The following is a 19,739-nucleotide window of genomic DNA, read 5'->3' as shown; positions in this document are numbered from 1 at the left end:
ACGATGAGAGAGGGGAGCCCTATTCCCCCCCCCCCCCCCCCCCCCCCCCCCCCCCCCCCCCCCCCCCCCACCGTCGTATCCGCTTACGTTCATCCCGCTGCGAGTCGCCGGTGCAACGGCGGCCGCCCACCAGGGAGATCGGGGGTGCGTACATTGCGGATCGGACTGCTCACCGACGGCGGGTATCCGTACACGACCGGCGAGTCCGGGCTGTGGTGCGACCGGCTCGTGCGCGGGCTCGCGCGGCACGAGTTCGACATATACGCGCTGAGCCGCACTGCGGCCCAGGAGGAACGCGGCTGGGTGGCCCTGCCGCCCCAGGTCCGCCGGGTGCGCACGGCCCCGCTGTGGGCCCCGGAGGAGTGGGCGCACTCCCACACGAGCGCGCAGCCGCCCCGCCGCCTCGGCCGCCGCGAGCGGCACCGCTTCGCCACCTGCTTCCGCGAACTGGCCGGAGCGATCTGCATGGCGGGACCGGGTGGCGCGGACAGCGGGAACGCGTCCTCGGGACGGGACGCGGTGGGGCGCGCGCGGAACGGGGTGCCCGGCCGGGAAGGGCTGTTGAGGGGAGTGCCCGGGCAGCGGCCGGACGGGAGCGGAGGCGGCGCCTCGGACCCGAATGCCCTGACCATCACCGACCTGACCGTCTCCTTCGACGCCCTCGCCATGGGAGGGAAGGTGGTCGTCGGCACGGGTGCCACGGGCGCGGAGCCGGTCGTGAGTACCGCTGCCACAGGCGGCGCGCCGGTTGTCGGTACCGCCCCCACCGGCGGGTCGTCGCGGTTCGCGGAGGCGCTGTACGGACTGGCCGACCTCGCCCACGAGTGCGGCGGGCTGTCCGCCGCCCTGCGCTCCGAGACAGCCGTGCGCGTACTGGAGGCCGCCTGCCGCACCCCCGGCGCGAGCCGCGCGGTGCAGGCCGCGCGCGTCCCCGACTACCTGGCCTTCGCCGACCTCCTGGAGCGCGCCCTGCGCCCCCTCTCGCTCGACTGGTACGACGCGGCGGGCCTCGGCGACGTCGACCTCTGCCATGCGGCCGGAGGCGGCTCCGCCGCCCTCCCGGGACTGCTGGCCAACCGCTTCTTCGGAGTTCCGCTGCTGGTCACCGAGTACGGGGCGCAGCTGCGCGCCCAGTACCTCGCGGCGGGCGACGCACGCGTCCCGGTGCGGGCGCTGATGGCCGCGTTCCACCGGCGGCTCGCCGCCGAGGTGTACGAGCGGGCCGCGCTCATCACCCCCGGCAACACCCATACCCGCCGCTGGCAGGAGAAGTGCGGCGCCGAACGCGCCAAGCTGCGCACGGTGTACCCCGGCATGGCCGCCGACCGCTTCCGGACGGTCGGCGAGGACACGAGCGGGGGCGACCCCGCCACGCTGGTCTGGGTCGGCCGCATCGACCCGACCAAGGACCTCATCGCCCTGCTCCACGCCTTCGCGGAGGTCCGCCGCGCGGTGCCGGACGCGCGCCTGCGGATCTTCTACGCGGGCCAGGCGTCCGGGGCCGCACCGGGCGGGGGGTGCGGTGGGGGCGCGGTCGGCGGGTACGGCGCCCGGCGGGCCGGGCGGGACTCCGTGGGGGACGGCGGCGGTGCCGGGTTCGGCGGTGGCGCTCGCGGGTTCGGCTCGGCGGGGTTCGGCTCGGCCGGGTTCGGCGGGGCGGTTTTCGGTGGCGGTGCTTCTGGCGGCGGCGCCCATGGGTTCGGTGCGGGCGGGCGGGGCTCCGCCGGGTACGACGGGGCGGGCCACGGGTTCGGCGCGGGCCGTTCCGGCGGGTCGGGCGGTTCGGGGTACGCGGGCGGTTCGGGCTACGGGGCCGGGTCGGGCCTTGCGGCCGGTTCGAGGTACGGAGAGGGACCGTCCTACGGGGTCGGTTCGGGGTATGGCGCCGGATCGGCGTACGGGGGCGACGGCCCGGGATACGGGGTCCGCCCGGGATACGGGGTCGGCCAGGGGTATGAGACAGGCCCGGCGTACGGGGCTGCGCCTGGTTACGGGGTCAGCCCGGGATACGCGGGCGGCTCCGGCCACGGCGTCGGGGCCCACGGATCCGGCGCTCCCGCCTCCCCCCTGTCGCCCGAGTCCGCCGCCTACCTCGCCCACTGCCGCGCCCTCGCGGCCCAGCTCTTCCCCGACGAGGCCGTGGACGCCCACGCGGTCGGGGACAACCCGGTCTCCTTCGAGGAGATCGGCGGCCCCGGCGCGCCGGAGCTGGCCGACGCGTACGCCGGCGGCAGCGTCGTCGTGCTCTCCAGCGTCGTCGAGGGTTTCCCCGTCAGCCTTGTCGAGGCGATGTTCTGCGGCCGGGCCACGGTCTCCACGGACGCGGGCGCGGTGGTCGAGGTCATCGGCGGCACGGGCCTCGTGGTGCCGCCGCGCAACCCGCGTGCGCTGGCCGACGCGTGCGTGGCGCTGCTGCGCGACCCCGAACGGCGCGAACGGCTCGGCGCCGCCGCCCGTGCCCGCGCGCTCGAACTCTTCACGGTCGAGCAGAACCTCGCGGCATTTCGCGGCATTTACCTGGAGCTGATGTCCCACTGCCCGGTGCGCCGGGAGACCGTGGACGAGAGTGGCGACCCGGTGCCGTTCGCCCACCCGGCCGAGGCCCACGTCCCGGGCAGCTGGGCGGCCCTGGCCGCCCCGTCCAAGGCCGCCGGGTACTCCCCGGGCTGGGCGGACGCGGGTGCGTGCGGCGGCGGGGCGAGGAGTGCGGGCTCGGTCCGCGCGACCGGCCGCGCCACGGACCCGGACCCGTCCGGCGCGGCAGCGGCCGACCCCGGCGCCCCCGCCGGATCAGGCCACTCCACGACTGGGCACTCCGGCCCCTCCCGTACCGCGCCCGGACACTCGACCCCGACCCCCTCGGCCCCGACCTCCTCGGCCCCGACCCCTTCGGACCCGAGCGGCCCCGGCCCGACCCCGCCCCACATCGGCCGCTCCGGCTCCGCCCACGCCGAGGAGGCGACACGATGACCCGCCCCCCGACGACCCGGCCGACGGACGGCCCCGCCGACAACGACATCCCGCGCGCCCCCGAGAGCGCGGGCGCCTGGGACATCCGCTCGGAGGCCCTGCTGGCCGATCCGATCCGCAAGCGCCCCACAGGCGTACGAGGTCAGCGCCTCCCGGTCCCGAGGCCCAACTCGGCCTCGGGGGAGGGCGGTTCGACGGGCACGGCGAGCGCAACGGGAGCAGCGGGCACGGCGCGGCAGGGGCCCGCCACCGCCAACTCCTCCCGCCCTGCGGCCGGTTCGTCCTGGGATGCTCCGGCGACCTCGGAGGGCCCGGCACCCCAGGAAGATCCGGGGCCCTCTGCGGCCCGTAATCCGGCTGCGGCCCAGGAGCCTGTCGCGGCCCAAGAGCCCACCGAGGCCGAGGAGTCCGCCGCATCCCGGAGGCCCTCGGCCCCGGACCAACCCCCCGCGTCCGCCCCCCGCCCCCGCGCCCGTCGAGGCTCCGCCGACCCTGTGAAGGCGCTCATGCACCGGCACCGGGTACTGTGCGAGCGGGCCGTCGACCCGCTGGAGATCGCCGCCGGGCTCGAAGCGCACGGGGTGACCGACCGGACCGCCGCCCGCTTCCGACACCGGGACGTGTTCTCGCTCGCCGAGGAGCTCTACGCGCGCGTGCCGCGCGGCACCGAACCGCCGCGCCACGACCTGGGGCCCGCGCCCCAGCCCGCCGGGCGGGTGTTCCGGGTGCTGCGCGCGCTGCTGCCGGGCGCCCTGTGCGCCGTCACCGTGGCCGCGAGCCGGCTCACCGTCGGCGGGGCACGGCTCGCCGTGATCGGCGCCGGGACCGCCGCCGTCGGCGCCGCCCTCGCGTACGCCGTCCGGCGCGGCCCCCTGCGGACCGGCCGCGGCGCCGGGCTGCCGTGGGCGCTCTGGCTCGCCGCGTACGCCGTGGCGGGCAACGGCCTCCTGGATGCACTGGTCGCGGGTGGCCCGGACGGCGGCCCCACCGGCCCCGACGGCTGGGCCGCCGACCCGGCGGCCGCAGTCGGTCTCACCCTGGCCGTCGCCCCCGCCACCTGGTGCGCCCGCCTCTTCGCCGTACGTGCCCGGCGCGGCCTCGCGACCAGCCGCGGCCTGGAGGAGTTCGCCGGCCGCTCCCGCCCGCTCCTGCTCGGCGCGGTCGCCCTGTTCCTGTCCGTCCTCGCCGCCGTCCTGCTGACCGGCCGACTCGCGTACGGGCACGGCTCGTTCGCGTCCGCCGCCGCACCCGGCGCGCTGCTCTTCCTGGCGCGGCTGCTCGCCCTGCACGGCTTCGCACCGGCCGCCGCCGCCGGGCTGCGGGCGGCGGCCTGCGCCGAGGCGGCCGCCCTCGCCCTGGTGCTCGCCGGCCGCCTGCCGGGCTGCGGCGTCCTCGCCCGCCCGGTGACCGCCGTCGTCGAGGCGGGCGGCGCGGGAGCCGTCCCGGCCGCCGTCTGCGGCACCGCCGCCCTCGCCCTGCTCGCCAGGGCCACCGCGGTCCTTGCCCGCGCCTCGGCCCACTCCGCACGCCCATCGACCCCCGAACAGCACTACACGCATTGACGCGCACTGATGCCCGAAGGAGAACGAGACACATGACCGCCCTGCCCCCGGCCTCCTGCCGACCGCACGGAAAGGCCGCGCGATGAGGGTGCTACTGCTCGGTGCCAACGGATATCTGGGCCGTTTCGTCGCCGACCGCCTGCTCGCCGACCCGGCAGTCCAGCTCACCGCGCTCGGGCGCGGCGACGACGCCGACGTACGGTTCGACCTCGCCTCCGGCAGCCCGGGAGCTCTCACCCGCTTCCTGGACGCCGTCCACCCCGGGGTCGTCATCAACTGCGCCGGCGCCACCCGCGGCGGCGCCCGCGAGCTGACCCGGCACAACACGGTCGCCGTCGCCACCGTCTGCGAGGCCCTGCGCCGCAGCGGCTGCGGCGCCCGCCTGGTCCAGCTCGGCTGCGCCTCCGAATACGGGCCCTCCCAGCCGGGGTCCTCCACCGCCGAGGACGCCGTGCCGCGCCCCGGCGGCCCGTACGGCGTGAGCAAGCTCGCCGGAACCGAGCTGGTCCTCGGCTCGGGCCTGGACGCCATCGTGCTGCGGGTCTTCTCACCGGTCGGGCCGGGCACCCCCGCCGGATCCCCGCTCGGCCGCCTCGCCGAGGCGATGCGCCGGGCCATGCAGTCCGGCGACGGCGAACTCAAACTCGCCGGGCTCGGAGTGCAGCGCGACTTCGTGGACGTCCGCGACGTGGCCCGCGCCGTGCACGCCGCCTCCCTCTCGGCCGCCCAGGGCGTCGTCAACATCGGGACCGGCCGCTCGGTGAAGCTGCGCGACGCGGCCGCCGTCCTCGCCCGGGTCGCCGGGTACGGCGGCGCGCTGCACGAACTGGACGCCGGGCCGGGCCTGCGGCCGGGAGTCATCGGCGCCCCCCGCCCCTCCGCCGACGCCGTCCTGGAGCATCTGGCAGCCCCCCAGGCCCCGTACCCCGACGGCTGCGGCAGCTGGCAGCAGGCCGACGTCCGCACCGCGCGCGACCGGCTCGGCTGGCGGCCCCGGATCAACCTGGAGGAGTCCCTGGCCGACATCTGGATGGAGGCGGCGTGCCGCATCTGACCACCACCGGGTCCCCGCGCGAGGCGACCTCCGGGCGGCTCGGGTTCGGAGTCCCCGGCTGTGCGCACCCGCTGGTCGCCCCGGTCGAGTGGGCCGAGCTGACCCGCCCGGGCACCCCGCTGCACTGGGCGGTGCTGAACGTCGCCGACGGCCCGGGCACGAGGCCCGACCCGCACTGCCTGGAGGCCGCCGGAAAGCTGCGCAACGCGGGCATCCGCGTCCTGGGCCACCTCGACACCGCGTACGGGACCCGCTCCTTCGGCGAGCAGATCTCCGACGCACACCGGTTCCTCGACTGGTACCGCGTCGACGGCTTCCTCCTGGACCGATGTCCCACGGACCGGGACGCGCTGCCGGAGGTGCGACGCACGGTGTCGACCCTGCGAGCCCTGCGTGAGGGGGCCCACCTGGTCCTCGGTCAGGGCGCCTACCCGTACCCCGGCTACGCGGAGACCGCCGACCAGCTCGTCACCTTCACCGGCCCATGGAGCCGGTACCGGTGGTCGCAGGTGGCCGAGTGGACCGCCGACTACCCGGAGGAGCGCTTCTGCCACTTCGTCCACGGGGTGCCCCGCACCCACCTCGACGAGGCCCTGCGGATCGCCCGCTGGCAGGGCGCGGGGACGATCTACTTCACCGACCGCGGCGACGACGGGGGACAAATGAACCCATTCGAGACACTGCCCGGCTACTGGGACGAAATCGTCTCGCGTATCGGACCGGGTATCTCGGAATGAGAAGCGGCGTGGCAGTGTTGCGGGAAGAACAACCGTACTGACATACCGACCGACGGAGTTTCCGTGTCGCTGCCACCCTTGGTAGAGCCGGCTGCCGAGCTCACCGTAGACGAGGTCCGCAGGTACTCGCGCCACCTGATCATTCCCGATGTCGGGATGGACGGGCAGAAGCGGCTGAAGAACGCCAAGGTGCTCTGTGTGGGCGCCGGCGGCCTCGGTTCGCCGGCCCTGATGTACCTGGCCGCCGCCGGTGTCGGCACGCTCGGCATCGTCGAGTTCGACGAGGTCGACGAGTCGAACCTGCAGCGCCAGATCATCCACAGCCAGGCCGACATCGGCCGCTCCAAGGCCGAGTCCGCCAAGGACTCGGTCCTGGGGATCAACCCGTACGTGAACGTGGTCCTGCACGAAGAGCGGCTCGAAGCCGAGAACGTGATGGACATCTTCAGCCAGTACGACCTGATCGTCGACGGCACGGACAACTTCGCCACCCGGTACCTCGTCAACGACGCGTGCGTGCTGCTCGACAAGCCGTACGTGTGGGGCTCGATCTACCGGTTCGACGGCCAGGCCTCGGTCTTCTGGTCCGAGTACGGGCCCTGCTACCGCTGCCTCTACCCGGAGCCCCCGCCGCCGGGCATGGTCCCGTCCTGCGCCGAGGGCGGCGTCCTGGGTGTGCTCTGCGCGTCTATCGGCTCCATCCAGGTCACCGAGGCGATCAAGGTCCTCGCGGGCGTCGGCGAACCGCTGGTCGGCCGTCTGATGATCTACGACGCCCTGGAGATGCAGTACCGCCAGGTGAAGGTCCGCAAGGACCCGGACTGCGCGATCTGCGGCGAGAACCCGACCGTCACCGAGCTCATCGACTACGAGGCCTTCTGCGGCGTCGTGTCCGAGGAGGCCCAGGAGGCGGCACTCGGCTCGACGATCACTCCCCGGCAGCTCAAGGAGTGGATCGACGCCGACGAGAAGATCGAGATCATCGACGTCCGCGAGCCGAACGAGTACGAGATCGTCTCCATCCCGGGCGCCAAGCTGATCCCGAAGAACGAGTTCCTGATGGGCAACGCACTCCAGGACCTGCCGCAGGACAAGCGCATCGTGCTGCACTGCAAGACGGGCGTCCGCTCGGCCGAGGTGCTCGCGGTCCTGAAGTCCGCGGGCTTCGCGGACGCGGTCCACGTCGGCGGCGGCGTGATCGGCTGGGTCCACCAGATCGAGCCGGAGAAGCCTGTCTACTGATACTGATCCCGGGCCGCAGGACATTTGTCCTGCGGGACCCGGGACGGTCATCTCTGCCGTGGCCGGTGCCCCCTGAGCGAAGCTCTTTCCTGTCAGCGGGAGAGCGCACGCGAAGGGGGCACTGTGATGAGCACGGTGGCAATCGAGAACCAGGTCCGCACGGCTGGAACCGAGGCCCGGACGGGGACCGAGGAGCGGACCGGGACCTCGGTGCAGACCGGGGCCACGGCGCAGCCGGAGATCAAGGGTCTGCCCAACTGGTACTTCCCGCTGGTCGGTTGCTTCGCCGGGGTCTTCGACATCGCCCGCGCGTACCCGGTGGTCTACTGGCTGATCCCGGTCGTGGCCGTCCTGAACATCGCCCTCACGCTCACCGTGCTCCGCGCCCGGATGCGCTACATGAGGGCGCTCTGGAAGAACAAGCGCACCCGTCTGCTCGCCCTCGGCCTGCTCGGCGTCCGCTTCGCGGTCCGTTTCGGCCTGAGCCTCGCCGGCCTCGCGATGGGCGCGGCGAGCGGCAGCCTCGTCGTCGGAATCGTGATGGCGGTGCTGGGCACGGCGATGGCCTGGGGTGACCAGTGGCTGATCCTGCGCACCCTCAAGCGCGCCCGCGCCTGACGGCCGCCCGGCAGGACCGGAGCCCGGCCGCCCCCGGTCCGCTAGGACGAGCAGACGGTCCCGTTCGCCGGGGCCTTGCCCTCCAGCAGATACGCGTCGACGGTCCGCACCACACAGGTGTTGCCCTTGGTGTACGCGCCGTGGCCCTCGCCCTTGTTGGTCAGCAGCACCCCCACTCCCGCGCCCAGCTTGTCCGCCATCTTCTTCGCGCCCTCGTACGGGGTCGCCGGGTCGCCGGTGGTGCCCACCACCAGCACCGGACCCGCCCCCGGGGCGCTCGCCTCCGGCACGTCCCGCTCGCCCGGCACCGGCCAGTTCGCACACCAGCCGGCCGTGTCCCAGGCCAGGAACTCCCCGAAGACCGGCGATATCCTGCGGAACTCGGGCAGCAGCGCCCTCGCCTGCGCGGCGGTCGGCCGGGCCTTGCTGTCGTCGCAGGAGATCGCCCGCTGCGAGTGGCTCTGCGTCCCGTAACGGCCGTTCTTGGAACGGTCGTTGTACGAGTCGGCCATTGCGAGCAGCAGATTGCCGGTGCCGCGCTCCTGGGCCTCCGTGAGCGCCTGGGTGAGGTAGGGCCAGCTCTCCTTCGAGTACAGCGGCATGACGATGCCGGTCAGTGCGAGGCTCTGGTTGAGCTCGCGCCCGCCCGCCGTGGGCAGCGGCCGCTCGTCGAGCCGCGACAGGAGTTTCGCGATCCGCTCGGTGCCCGCCTTCGGGTCCTGGCCGGTCGATTTCACGTAGTCGTCGAGCGCCCGCTGGAAGCCGGTGGCCTGGTTCCGGGCGTGGCCCACCGTGTCGGCGGTCGGGTCGACCACCGCGTCCAGGACGGTCCGCCCCACGTTGTGCGGGAACAAGTGGGCGTAGGTGCCGCCCAGTTCGGTTCCGTACGATATTCCGAAGTAGTTGAGCTTCGCGTCGCCGAGGACCTGGCGGAGCAGGTCCATGTCCCGGGCCGCGTTGCTCGTCCCCACATACGGCAGGACCTTCCCGGAGCGGCGTGCGCAGCCCGCGCCGAAGTCGGCGCCGTCCTTGAGGAAGGCCGCCTCCTCGGCCGGGGTGTCCGGGGTGGCGTCGATCCGCCGCTCGGCGTCCGCCTGTTCCTTGTCGTCGCGGCACACCACGCCGGAGCTCTTGGCGACGCCGCGCGGGTCGAAACCGACGAGGTCGTAGCGGGAGTTGAGGGAGCGGAAGGTGTCCGCGGCCTGCGGCAGGATCTCCACGCCTGAGCCGCCGGGGCCGCCGAAGTTGAAGAGCAGCGAGCCGATCCGCTTGTCCTTGTCGCGCGCCTGCTTGCGCACGAGCGCGACGGAGATGGTGTCACCGGCCGGCTTCGCGTAGTCCAGCGGCACCTTGACCTCGGCGCACTGCCATCCCGAGCTCTTGCACGAACTCCAGCGCGGCCGCTGCCCGGTGAGCGCGTCCGGAAGCACCCGCGCCTTGTCGTCCGTGCTCCGTGTCGGCGCGGCCGAGGCCGTGCTCTTCGGCGGGGGAGTGGCGCTGGAGGCCTTCCCGCCGGAGTCGCAGCCCGCGAGCAGCCCGGCCGCCAGCACGGCGACGGCGGCCAGCGCTCCTGCCCGTACACGTACAAGACCGTTCATGGACGCCCCCCGCAGGCCGAGTCAATCAAGTCCAGTCATCGTAGGCGGACCCACTGACAACGCCCCGTGAGCCCGCCCGGCACGGGCCCCGAACCCCACGCGGAACCGGCCCCGAGCCCCGTCCGGCGCGGGTCGGGAGCTCGCCCGGGCTACTGGCAGACCGCCCCGGCCGCCGGGGCCTTGCCGTCCAGCAGATACGTGTTCACCGCGTCCTGCACGCACTTGCTGCCGCTGTTGTACGCCCCGTGCCCCTGCCCCTTGTACGTCAGCTCCACCCCGACGCCCGGCCCGAGCTTCTCCGCCATGTGCTTGGCACCCTCGTACGGCGTGGCCGGGTCGCCGGTGTTGCCGACGATCACGATCGGCGCCGCGCCCGGCGCGCTCACGTCGGGGGTGCTCCACTGGCCGGGCACGGACCAGGCGGTGCAGCCCAGCAGGCCCCAGCCGAGGAAGTCGCCGAAAACGGGGGACGCCTTGCGGAACTCGGGCAGCTTGGCCTTCGTTTGGTCCAGTGAGTAACGATCCTTGAAATCAGCACAGTTGATGGCGGTGTTGGCCGCCTGGATGTTGCTGTAGGTGCCATCCTTGGCCCGGCCGTTCATCGCGTCGGACAGGGCGAGGAGGAGGGCGCCGTTCCCGCCCTCCGCCTCGTCCACGCCCTGCTCCAGGAGCTGCCAGTACTCCTTGGAGTAGAGGGCCTGGGCGATGCCGTTGGTCGCCTCGGTCTGCGTCAGCATGCGGGTGCCGCTGCCCGGGATGGGCTGCTTGTCGAGGCCGTCGAGGAGCTTGACGATGCCGGCCTCGACCTCCTTCACGTCGGATCCGGCCAGCTGGCACCTGTCGCCCCGGTCCACGCAGTCCTGGGCGAAGTTGTCGAGGGCGAGCTGGAAGCCCTTGGCCTGACCGAGCGCGCCCTGCTCGGCGGTGCTGGTGGGGTCGACGACGGCGTCGAAGACGGCCCGGCCGACGTTCTTGGGGAACAAGTGGGCGTACACCCCGCCCAGTTCGGTCCCGTAGGAGATGCCGAAGTAGTACAACTTGTCGTCGCCCAGGACCTGGCGCATCAGATCCATGTCGCGCGCGGCGCTGGTGGTGCCGACATGGGGAAGGACCCGCCCCGAGTTGGACTGGCAGGTCGCGGCGAACGACTTCATGTTGTCGGTGAGGGACTTCTCCTCGGCCGCGCCGTCCGGCATGAAGTCCTGCGCGAAGTAGCGGTCGAGCTGGCTGTCGCTCTCGCACTCCACTGGTGCGCTGGAGCCGACCCCGCGCGGGTCGAAGCTCACCAGGTCGTAGCGGGCCCTGAGTTTGTCGTAGTCGCCCGCCGCGGCGGGCAGGGTGGTCACCCCGGAGCCGCCCGGGCCGCCGAAGTTGAAGATCAGCGACCCGATGCGCTTGTCCTTCTCGCGGGCCTCGGCCCGGATGAGCGCGAGCTCGACCGACCCGGCGTCGGGCTTGTCGTAGTCGAGGGGCACGCGCATGGTGGCGCACTTCCACTCGCCCCCGCCGGGCGGCGGCGAGGGCGCGTCCCCGCTCCCCTCCGCCTGGGAGGGCGCGCCGCACTTCTTCCAGTTCAGCTTCTGGGAGGCGAGCGCCGACGCCTTGGCCGGGGACGACTCCTTGGTCCCGCTGTCGGAGCACCCGGTGGCGGCGAGCAGCAGGGCGGCGGTGGCGAGAGAGGCGGCACGCAGCGCGGCGGAGTTCTCCATGCTCCCCATCGTGGGCCCGTCAGCCGGGACCCGCGCGAAACCGCAGGCCATGCGGGTGGCCGGGGCCCCTGCGCGGGTCCGTCAGAGCTCGCCCCTACGGGTCAGATAGTTGAAGCACAGCCAGCCCGGCAGCACCGGCAGCCAGAAGGTGAGCAGCCGGTAGAGCAGCACGGCCGAGGCCGCCGTCTCGGCCGGCAGGCCCGCGATGGTCAGGGCCGTGGAGAGTGCCAGCTCGACCGCGCCGACACCGCCCGGCGTCGGGGCGGCCGAACCCAGTGCGTTGGCGGTGAGGAAGACCACCGCGACGCTCGCGTAGCTGAGGGTGTTGTCGCCGGAGCCGAACGCCCGGATGGACGCGTCCAGACACATCACGAAGGTGCCCGTGATCAGCAGTATTCCGCCGAGGCCGGTGAGCAGCTTCTGGGGCCGCTGGAGCACGTCCAGCATGCGCGGCACCACTCCGGCGAACAGCGACCGGACCCGGGTGACCACGAACTTCCGCAGGAAGGGGATGGTGGTGACCACCAGGATCAGCACCGCCGCCGTGAGCAGACCCGCGATCACGGTCCGGGACGGCGACAGGTCCGGCGTCTTTTCGGTGCCCGTCACATAGCCGAAGACCAGCAGCAGCGAGATGTGCGAGGCGAGTCCGAAGAGCTGCGAGGCGCCCACACTCGCCACCGCGAGGCCGGGGCGGACCCCCGCGCGCTGGAGGAACCGGGTGTTCAGGGCGACACCACCGACCGCCGCCGGGGCGACCAGCTTCACGAACGAGCCCGCGACCTGCGCGATCACGGCCCGTCTGAACGGCACCTTCTCGGGGACGAAGCCCAGCAGGCTCGCCGCCGCCGCCGGGTAGGAGAGCGCCGAGAAGAGCACGGCCGCCGCCACCCAGCCCCACTGCGCGTTCGCGACGAGATCGCCGAACTTGATGTGGGTGATCTGCACCAGCAGGTAGTACGCGGCGATGGCACCGGCGACGAACGTCAGCAGGGTCTTCACCTTGATGCGCTCCAGGCGCACCGGCTCCACCGGCGCCTGCGGGCGGATCAGCAGCACCTGAGCGCGGATCTGGGTGAGCAGATCGTCCTCGCGCGCGTTCTCCAGGGCCTCGTCGATGGCTTCTTTATCGGCCTTCTTCTCGGCGCGCACGGCCTTGCTCTCGGCCCGTACGGCCTTGCGCTCGCCCCCGGCGGCAGACGGCTGCTCGGGTGCGCTCGGCACCTCGGTCTCGCGCTGTCTGGCCTCCGCCGCCTCGGCTGCCCGTACCTCCTTGGCCGCGAGCGAGGCCTCGATGACGGCCTCGCGCTCGCGCTGCGCCTGCTCGCGCGCCAGACGGCGCAGCGTCGCGCGCGTGGAGCGGGTCAGCGCGATCGGCTGGAGCAGCGGCAGGCTGTCGGCGACGGTGTCCGGGCCGAGCACGTCCACGGCGGCGGCCACCGCGCGCTCGGCGCCGACCCGCAGCCCCAGGGTGACCAGGAGCTGCGCGATGTCCATGCGCAGGACCACATCGCCGGCCGCGATCTCGCCGCCGCGCAGATCCGTGAGGATGACCGTGCCGGAACGATCCACCAGGATCGCGTCCCCCGCGAGCCTGCGGTGGGCGATGCGCCGCGACTGCAGCGCGCGCGCCTGCCGCCAGGCGCTGCGCATCAGATCGTCGGTGATCTCCTCGTCGGCCAGCGAGTCCAGGGAGCGCCCGCCGGTGTGCTCGTACACCAGCATCACGGCGTCCGGGCCGAGCTCGGAGGTGGCGATGAGCTTCGGCGCGTGCGCCCCGGCCGCGATCGCCGCGTACGCGAGCAGCGCCTCCTGCTCCAGGGCCTGGCGCAGTGACTGGATGGAGCGGCGGGTGGTGATGGAGCGCAGGGTCAGCCGCCGCCACACCCGGTAGAAGAAGCCCTGGGCCTGCTGTTCGCGGTCGACGACGGTGACGTCGAGCGGCGGCGCGTCCTCCAGGGTCACGAAGTAGCGGCGGCCCCGGTCGCCCTGTTCCATGGAGTCCGGGACGTCCTCGGCGCGCATCGCGGTGAGCGGCCGGAAGCCCACGTTGCGCAGCCCGGCGAGGAGGGTCTGACCGGTGGGCCGGACGTTGGGCGACCCCACCGCGTACAGCGTTCCGTAGGCGACCGTCCAGCCGAGCAGGACCGTGACGAGGATCGAGAACGCGGTCGTCTGGCCGCCGACGAGCACGGCGAACGAGTTGAGCAGCAGGACCGCCCACAGGGCGACCCGCCAGCGCGGTCTGCGGGCCATGCCGACGGCCGTCATATAGGCGATGACCGGGGCGAGATAGCCATGCACGGGGTCGGTGAGACCGCCCGTGCCGGACTGCTGGGTGAGCGCGCTGGTGATCGACGCCGGCGCCGACTTGGCCACCCACAGATCGGTGGCGAGGGCGGCTCCGTGGGCGAGCACGGCCGCGAGCACACCGTCCGCGATGCGCAGCCCGTCGCGTTTGATCAGCCGCTCGATGGCGAAGGCGACCGGCAGGATCAGTACGGCGATGGAGGAGACCAGACCGGCCAGCCGGATCAGTACGTCCGGCGCCTGGTCCGAGCCCTTGCTGATGTCCTGTTCGAGACCGGACGTGGTGTGGTGGGCGATGGCGGCGATGGTGAGGACGATCGCGATGGCCAGTACGCCGCTGATCAGCCGTACGAGGTCGGAGGGGCGGTGCACGCGCGCGGGGAGCAGGGGTTCGTCCACGGAGACGCGCTCGATGGCCCCCGAACCCTCACAGGCATCGAAGCCGGACCCGGATCCTTCCTCCGCCGCCCCGCGCAGCGCGGAGGTGGCCGTGGCGCCGGAGGGGGGCACGGACGAGGCCCTGGCGCCGGGCGCGGGGGAGCCGGCCGGGGCCTCGGGCGCGGCCGGCTGGCTGGGCGCGGCCTTCGCGCCGGAAGCGGGTACGTCGGACCGCGCCCCCGTCTCCGGGGTGCTGCCGGCCGCCGCTTCGGGTGGCTGCACGCCCCGCTCCTTCGCCGTCTGGTCCGCTGTCTCGCCGGTCTGGTCTTCGTGCTCTCGTATCAACGGTCACCGCCCGCATGATGGTGGCATGACCGGGCTCCGCAAGGGGGCATCAGGGTGCGTCGAGAGGGCGTACGCCGTGCGATGCGCGCCCTGTGGCCATGGTGCGCGCGGCCAACGGGAGCCTGCTCCCCGCTCCACTGTCGGTGGCGTACGGCAGGATGGACAGGGTGAGCGATGAGCTTCCGGAACTCCCGGAGTATGCCGAACGGGTGCTGGACGTCGCCGAGCAGATCCCGCCCGGCCGGGTGATGACGTACGGGGACGTCGCCGAATGGCTGGGCGAGGGCGGTCCCCGCCAGGTCGGACGCGTCATGGCGTTGTACGGCGCCGCCGCGCCGTGGTGGCGCGTGGTGCGCTCGGACGGGGCGCTGCTGCCGGGTCACGAGCTGCGCGCCCTCGGCCACTACCGGGAGGAGTCCACGCCGCTGCGTGAGGCGAGCCGCGCCGCCGAGGGGCATCTGCCGCGCCTCGACATGCGCCGTGCGCGCTGGGACGGCGGCGCGGAAGGTGGCGATGGCGATGGCGCGGGGAGCCGTTCTGTGCGCGCCGGAGAGATAGCGGTCGCCGCGCGGGCGGCGGGCGCGGAGCGCGAGGTCGGCGGCGGGGCGGCTCATATCTGACAGCTTCGGCCATCGGGCGTCGCCGGGGGCGGCCGCAGGCCCGTACGGATGACTCGCTGCGTGCCGGCCGCGCTTCGGCGTACCGTCGACAGTCGGCACGGCCCCCGTCCGCACCCTCATCACCAGCACACCCACCAGGACCGGCGATCCACGTGAGCTCCTCCTCCTTCACCGGGCGTACGACGTACCCCCAGGTACGACGGCGGTCCGCCGGCGCGTACCGACTGGTACGTACCCCGCTGAAGCCGGTGGACCCCCCTTTGCTGGACGCACGGCAGCGGGCGGTGGTTGACCATGGCCGGGGGCCGCTGCTCGTCCTCGCCGGACCGGGCACCGGCAAGACCACGACGCTCGTCGAGGCGGTCGCGGCCAGGGTGGCCGCCGGGACGGACCCCGAGCGGATCCTCGTCCTCACCTTCAGCCGCAAGGCGGCGGTGGAGCTCCGCGACCGGATGGCGCTGCGCCTGGGGGGCACCCGGGGTCCGCAGGCCACCACCTTCCACTCCTACTGCTACGCCCTGGTCCGCGCCCATCAGGACGCCGATCTGTTCGCCGAGCCGCTGCGACTGCTGTCCGGCCCCGAGCAGGACGTGGCCGTGCGCGATCTGCTGGCCGGTCAGCTCGGCCTGGAGCGCGAGGGGCTCGGCCCCGTCCGCTGGCCCGACGAACTGCGCGCCTGTCTGACCACGCGCGGCTTCGCCGACGAGGTGCGCGCGGTGCTCGCCCGCAGCCGGGAGCTGGGCCTGGGACCGGACGCGCTGGCCGACTTCGCCCGGCGCACCGGCCGCCCCGACTGGCGTGCGGCGGCCGCGTTCTTGGCCGAATATCTCGACGTCCTCGACCTCCAGGGCGTACTGGACTACGCGGAGCTGGTCCACCGGGCGGTGCTGCTCGCCGAGCGCGCCCCGCACTCCGGCACGTCGTCCCACATCTCCTCCTGCGCCCCCTCGTACGGGCCCGCTCTGGCCGGTGCGTACGACGCGGTGTTCGTGGACGAGTACCAGGACACCGACCCGGCTCAGGTCCGCCTGCTGCGGGCCCTCGCGGGCGGGGGGCGCACGCTGGTCGCCTTCGGCGACCCGGACCAGTCGATCTACGCGTTCCGGGGCGCCGACGTCAACGGGATCCTCGACTTTCCGGACACGTTTCCGCGCGCCGACGGCACTCCGGCGCCGGTCGAGGTGCTGACGACGTCGCGCCGCTCGGGCGAGGCGCTCCTCAAGGCGACCCGGCTGCTGACCCGGCGGATGCCGATGCCGCGCCTGCCGTCCGAGAAGGTACGGGCGCACCGCGAGCTGGCGGCGGTACGCGCGGGCGGGCGCGTCGAGTCGTACACCTACCCGACGGCCTCCACGGAGTTGGAGAACATCGCGGACATCGTCCGGCGCGCCCATCTGGAAGAGGGCGTTCCGTGGCACGACATGGCGGTCCTGACCCGCGCGGGCACCCGCGCCCTGTCGGCCCTGCGCCGCGCCCTGACCTCGGCGGGCGTCCCGGTGGAGGTGGACGGCACGGACGTCCCCCTGCGCCACGAGCCCGCGGTGACGCCCCTGCTGACGGCCCTGCGGGCGGTGGCGACGGCGGCGCTGCTGGGTCCGGCGGAGGGGGCCGAGGAGAGCGGTGGCGCAACCGCCGACAGTGAGGCGGCCGATGACGCCCCGCCCACCTGGCTCGACCCCGAAACCGCCCTCGACCTGCTCACCTCGCCCCTCGGCGGCATGGACAGCGCCGACATCCGCCGCCTCGGCCGCGCCCTGCGCGACGAGGAGCGGGCGGCGGGCAACCGGGTGCCGCCGCCCTCCGACGTCCTCCTCGCGCGCGTGCTCGCCGAGCCGGAGCGGCTCGTCGCGCACGACCCCGCGTACGCCCGGGGCGCCCAGCGTCTGAGCGCGCTGCTGCGCAAGGCCCGCGAGCTCCTGCAGGGCGGCGGCACCGCGGCCGAGGCCCTGTGGGAGCTGTGGAGCGGCACCCCGTGGCCCCAGCGCCTCGAACGCGCCGCGCTGCGCGGCGGCACGGCCGGACGCAACGCCGACCGCGACCTGGACGCGGTATGCGCGCTGTTCGACACCGCGGCGCGCGCCGAGGAGCGCACCGGCGGCCGGGGCGCGCTCAACTTCCTGGAGGAGGTCGACGCCCAGGACATCGCCGCCGACACCCTCACCCGCCGCGCCGTGCGCCCCGACGCCGTACGCCTCATGACCGCCCACCGCTCCAAGGGCCTGGAGTGGAGCCTGGTCGTCGTCGCGGGCGTCCAGGAAGGGCTCTGGCCCGACCTGCGCCGCCGCGGCTCGCTCCTGGAGGCCGACCGTATCGGCCGCGACGGCCTCGCCGAACCGCTCACCCCCGGCGCCCTCCTGGCCGAGGAGCGCCGCCTCTTCTACGTCGCCGCCACCCGCGCGCGCGACCGTCTCGTCGTGACGGCGGTCAAGGCCCCGGCCGACGACGGCGACCAGCCCTCCCGCTTCCTCGCCGAGCTCGGCGAGGAGCCGAAGGACGTCACCGGTCGGCCCCGCCGCCCGCTGGCCGTCGCCGCGCTGGTGGCGGAGCTGCGCGCCACCACCGTCGACCCGGAGGCGTCCGAGGCACTGCGGGACGCCGCCGCCCGCCGCCTCGCCCGCCTCGCGGCCCTCACCGACGACGAGGGCCAGCCGCTCGTCCCCGCCGCCCACCCGGACCGCTGGTGGGGGTTGAACGAGCCGACGCGCTCCGCGGTTCCCCTGCGCGACCGCGATCACCCGGTCGTGCTCTCCGGCAGCGCGCTCGACCAGCTCGCCAACACCTGCGCGCTGCAGTGGTTCCTGGGCCGCGAGGTGAAGGCCGACGCGCCCGCGACCGCCGCGCAGGGCTTCGGCAACGTCGTGCACGTACTGGCGGACGAGGTCGCCTCCGGACGTACGCCCGCAGACTTGGCCGTGCTGATGGAACGGCTGGACTCGGTGTGGGACGCGCTGGCCTTCGACGCGCCCTGGAAGTCGGCCCAGGAGAAGAACAACGCGCGCGTGGCGCTGGAGCGCTTCCTGCGCTGGCACACGCTCGACCGGACGGGCCGCACCCCCGTCGCCACCGAGCACGACTTCGACGTGACGCTGGAGGCGGGCGAGTACGAGGTCCGCATCCGCGGCTCCATGGACCGGGTGGAGCGGGACGAGGCGGGCCGCGCCTATGTCGTCGACTTCAAGACCGGCAAGCAGGCACCCACCGCGAACGAGGTGGCCGCGCATCCGCAGCTGGCGGTCTATCAGCTGGCGGTCGAGCGGGGCGCGGTCGACGAGGCGTTCGCGGGCGAGCGCCCCGCGTCCGGCGGCGCCGAGCTGGTCCATCTGCGTCAGCCCGCCCCCAAGAAGGAGGGCGGCGAGGCTTACCCGAAGGTCCAGGCGCAGGAGCCGCTGGCGGGGGAGTGGGTCGGCGACCTCCTGGCCACGGCCGCGGGCCGCGTCCTGGACGAGCACTTCACCCCGAACCCGGGCCAGCACTGCACGAACTGCACCTTCCGTACGTCGTGCTCGGCCCAGCCGGAGGGGCGGCAGGTGCTGGAGTGACGTTTTGGGGTGGAGGGCCGCTGTAGTGACGGGGGCACGACAGTCGCACGATGTCTCCGGTTCACCAGTCGTGAGGAGAGACGCATGCGGGTCAGTCGGAACGTCCTGGTCGTCGCGGTGGTCGGTACGACCGCTGTCGCCGGTCTTGCTGGGTGCGGCAAGGAAGGTGACAACAGGGCCAAGGGCGTTTCCGAGGCCAGGAAGCCGTCCGCGACGGCCTCCGCGACCCCCGTGGACCCGTTCGCGGGGATGACCCCCGACGCGATCGCCGAGAAGGCGGTCGGCGTGACGAAGGCGGCGAACACCGTGAAGGTGGCGGGGTCGGGCATCTCCGACGGTGAGCACATGAGCCTGGAGGTCACGGTCACCCGGGTGGGCAACTGCTCCGGCAGCGTGCGTGTCAAGAGCGGCACGGCCCGCATACTCAAGGCCGACGCCAAGGCCTACTACATGAAGGGCGACGAGAAGTTCTACCGGGCCATGGCCAAGGAGGACGGCACCTCGAAGCAGGAGACCGACGCCATGGTCGAGGTCCTCAAGGGCCGTTGGATGAAGATGCCGACGGAGGCCCCTTCGAAGTCCAAGAAGCGCCACGGCAAGAGCTCCGACGACGACATGGGCCAGTTCTGCGTGCTCTCCGAGCTCGTCGCGGGCATGGATGACGACAAGGACGACCGCACGGGGATGACCAAGGGCGCAGACACCGTCGTCGCCGGTGTGCGCGCCGTCACGCTGACCAAGAAGAAGAGCGACGGCTCCGCCGTGACGATGTACGTCGCCAAGCAGGGGCCGGCCCGTCTGCTGAAGGTCGCCGAGACGGGTGGCGACGAGCCGGGCACCGTCACCTTCAGTGACTACGACAAGCCGGTGACGATCACTCCTCCGCCCGCCGATCAGGTCATGGACCTGGAGAAGCTCGGCGTGAAGCCGGACGGAGACTCCGGCTCCGGAGGGACCGGCGGGCTGAAGGCCTGAGGCCGGACGCCGGCTGAAGGACCGACGCCCGGGCGCGAGCCGGGCCTGACGGCCGGCCGCGTCCCGGGCGGGGGTGCGGGGA

At 73.7% G+C, this 19,739-nt stretch carries 12 protein-coding genes; 9 read left to right on the top strand and 3 right to left on the bottom strand.

The features are described from left to right. The first annotated feature begins 153 nt into the window (after positions 1–153). The 6 genes from ACZ499_RS29405 (at position 154) to ACZ499_RS29380 (ending at position 8,183) form a co-directional block, all read left to right on the top strand. Positions 154–2,970 carry a DUF3492 domain-containing protein gene (locus ACZ499_RS29405; protein ID WP_468679297.1) on the top strand — a complete coding sequence of 939 codons (2,817 nt, stop codon included), beginning with the start codon at positions 154–156 and terminating at the stop codon, positions 2,968–2,970. Next, positions 2,967–4,532 (top strand): hypothetical protein, encoded by a 1,566-nt coding sequence (locus ACZ499_RS29400; RefSeq protein WP_468679288.1) that lies wholly within the window; start codon positions 2,967–2,969, stop codon positions 4,530–4,532. Before ACZ499_RS29405 ends, ACZ499_RS29400 begins: the two co-directional genes overlap by 4 nt. An 82-nt stretch (positions 4,533–4,614) precedes the next feature. Further along, positions 4,615–5,586: an NAD-dependent epimerase/dehydratase family protein gene (locus ACZ499_RS29395; RefSeq protein WP_385533968.1), complete on the top strand. Its 972-nt coding sequence runs from the start codon at positions 4,615–4,617 to the stop codon at positions 5,584–5,586. Beyond that, positions 5,574–6,323, top strand: a complete 750-nt coding sequence (locus tag ACZ499_RS29390; RefSeq protein WP_468679287.1) for a spherulation-specific family 4 protein — start codon at positions 5,574–5,576, stop codon at positions 6,321–6,323. The genes ACZ499_RS29395 and ACZ499_RS29390 overlap by 13 nt, the downstream gene beginning before the upstream one ends. A gap of 63 nt (positions 6,324–6,386) precedes the next feature. Beyond that, positions 6,387–7,565 (top strand): adenylyltransferase/sulfurtransferase MoeZ, encoded by a 1,179-nt coding sequence (moeZ, locus tag ACZ499_RS29385; protein ID WP_468679286.1) that lies wholly within the window; start codon positions 6,387–6,389, stop codon positions 7,563–7,565. A gap of 126 nt (positions 7,566–7,691) precedes the next feature. After that, positions 7,692–8,183, top strand: coding sequence for a hypothetical protein (locus ACZ499_RS29380; protein ID WP_468679285.1), 492 nt, complete (start codon positions 7,692–7,694; stop codon positions 8,181–8,183). 41 nt (positions 8,184–8,224) lie between these two features. On the opposite strand, the gene ACZ499_RS29375 is transcribed toward ACZ499_RS29380, so the two are convergent. From ACZ499_RS29375 to ACZ499_RS29365, 3 genes are all read right to left on the bottom strand, one after another. Beyond that, complete coding sequence (locus ACZ499_RS29375; RefSeq protein WP_468679284.1) at positions 8,225–9,781, bottom strand: alpha/beta hydrolase; 1,557 nt, start codon at positions 9,779–9,781, stop codon at positions 8,225–8,227. A gap of 149 nt (positions 9,782–9,930) precedes the next feature. Then, on the bottom strand, positions 9,931–11,490 hold the full coding sequence (locus tag ACZ499_RS29370; protein WP_468679283.1) for an alpha/beta hydrolase: 1,560 nt from the start codon (positions 11,488–11,490) through the stop codon (positions 9,931–9,933). An 81-nt stretch (positions 11,491–11,571) separates the two neighbouring features. Next, positions 11,572–14,460: a lysylphosphatidylglycerol synthase transmembrane domain-containing protein gene (locus ACZ499_RS29365; RefSeq protein WP_468679282.1), complete on the bottom strand. Its 2,889-nt coding sequence runs from the start codon at positions 14,458–14,460 to the stop codon at positions 11,572–11,574. A gap of 230 nt (positions 14,461–14,690) precedes the next feature. Between ACZ499_RS29365 and ACZ499_RS29360 the strand changes: the two genes are divergently transcribed. The 3 genes from ACZ499_RS29360 (at position 14,691) to ACZ499_RS29350 (ending at position 19,657) form a co-directional block, all read left to right on the top strand. Then, on the top strand, positions 14,691–15,143 hold the full coding sequence (locus ACZ499_RS29360; protein ID WP_468679281.1) for an MGMT family protein: 453 nt from the start codon (positions 14,691–14,693) through the stop codon (positions 15,141–15,143). A 152-nt stretch (positions 15,144–15,295) separates the two neighbouring features. After that, a complete protein-coding gene (locus tag ACZ499_RS29355; protein ID WP_468679280.1) occupies positions 15,296–18,682 on the top strand; it encodes an ATP-dependent helicase in 3,387 nt (1,128 codons plus the stop codon). Between the two features lie 84 nt (positions 18,683–18,766). Further along, on the top strand, positions 18,767–19,657 hold the full coding sequence (locus ACZ499_RS29350; protein ID WP_468679279.1) for a hypothetical protein: 891 nt from the start codon (positions 18,767–18,769) through the stop codon (positions 19,655–19,657). Positions 19,658–19,739 lie beyond the last annotated feature (82 nt).

The organism is Streptomyces sp. NPDC031265 (assembly GCF_055570295.1).
The sequence above is the reverse complement of the archived record's forward strand: the minus strand, read 5'-3'. Positions and strand labels throughout refer to the sequence as shown.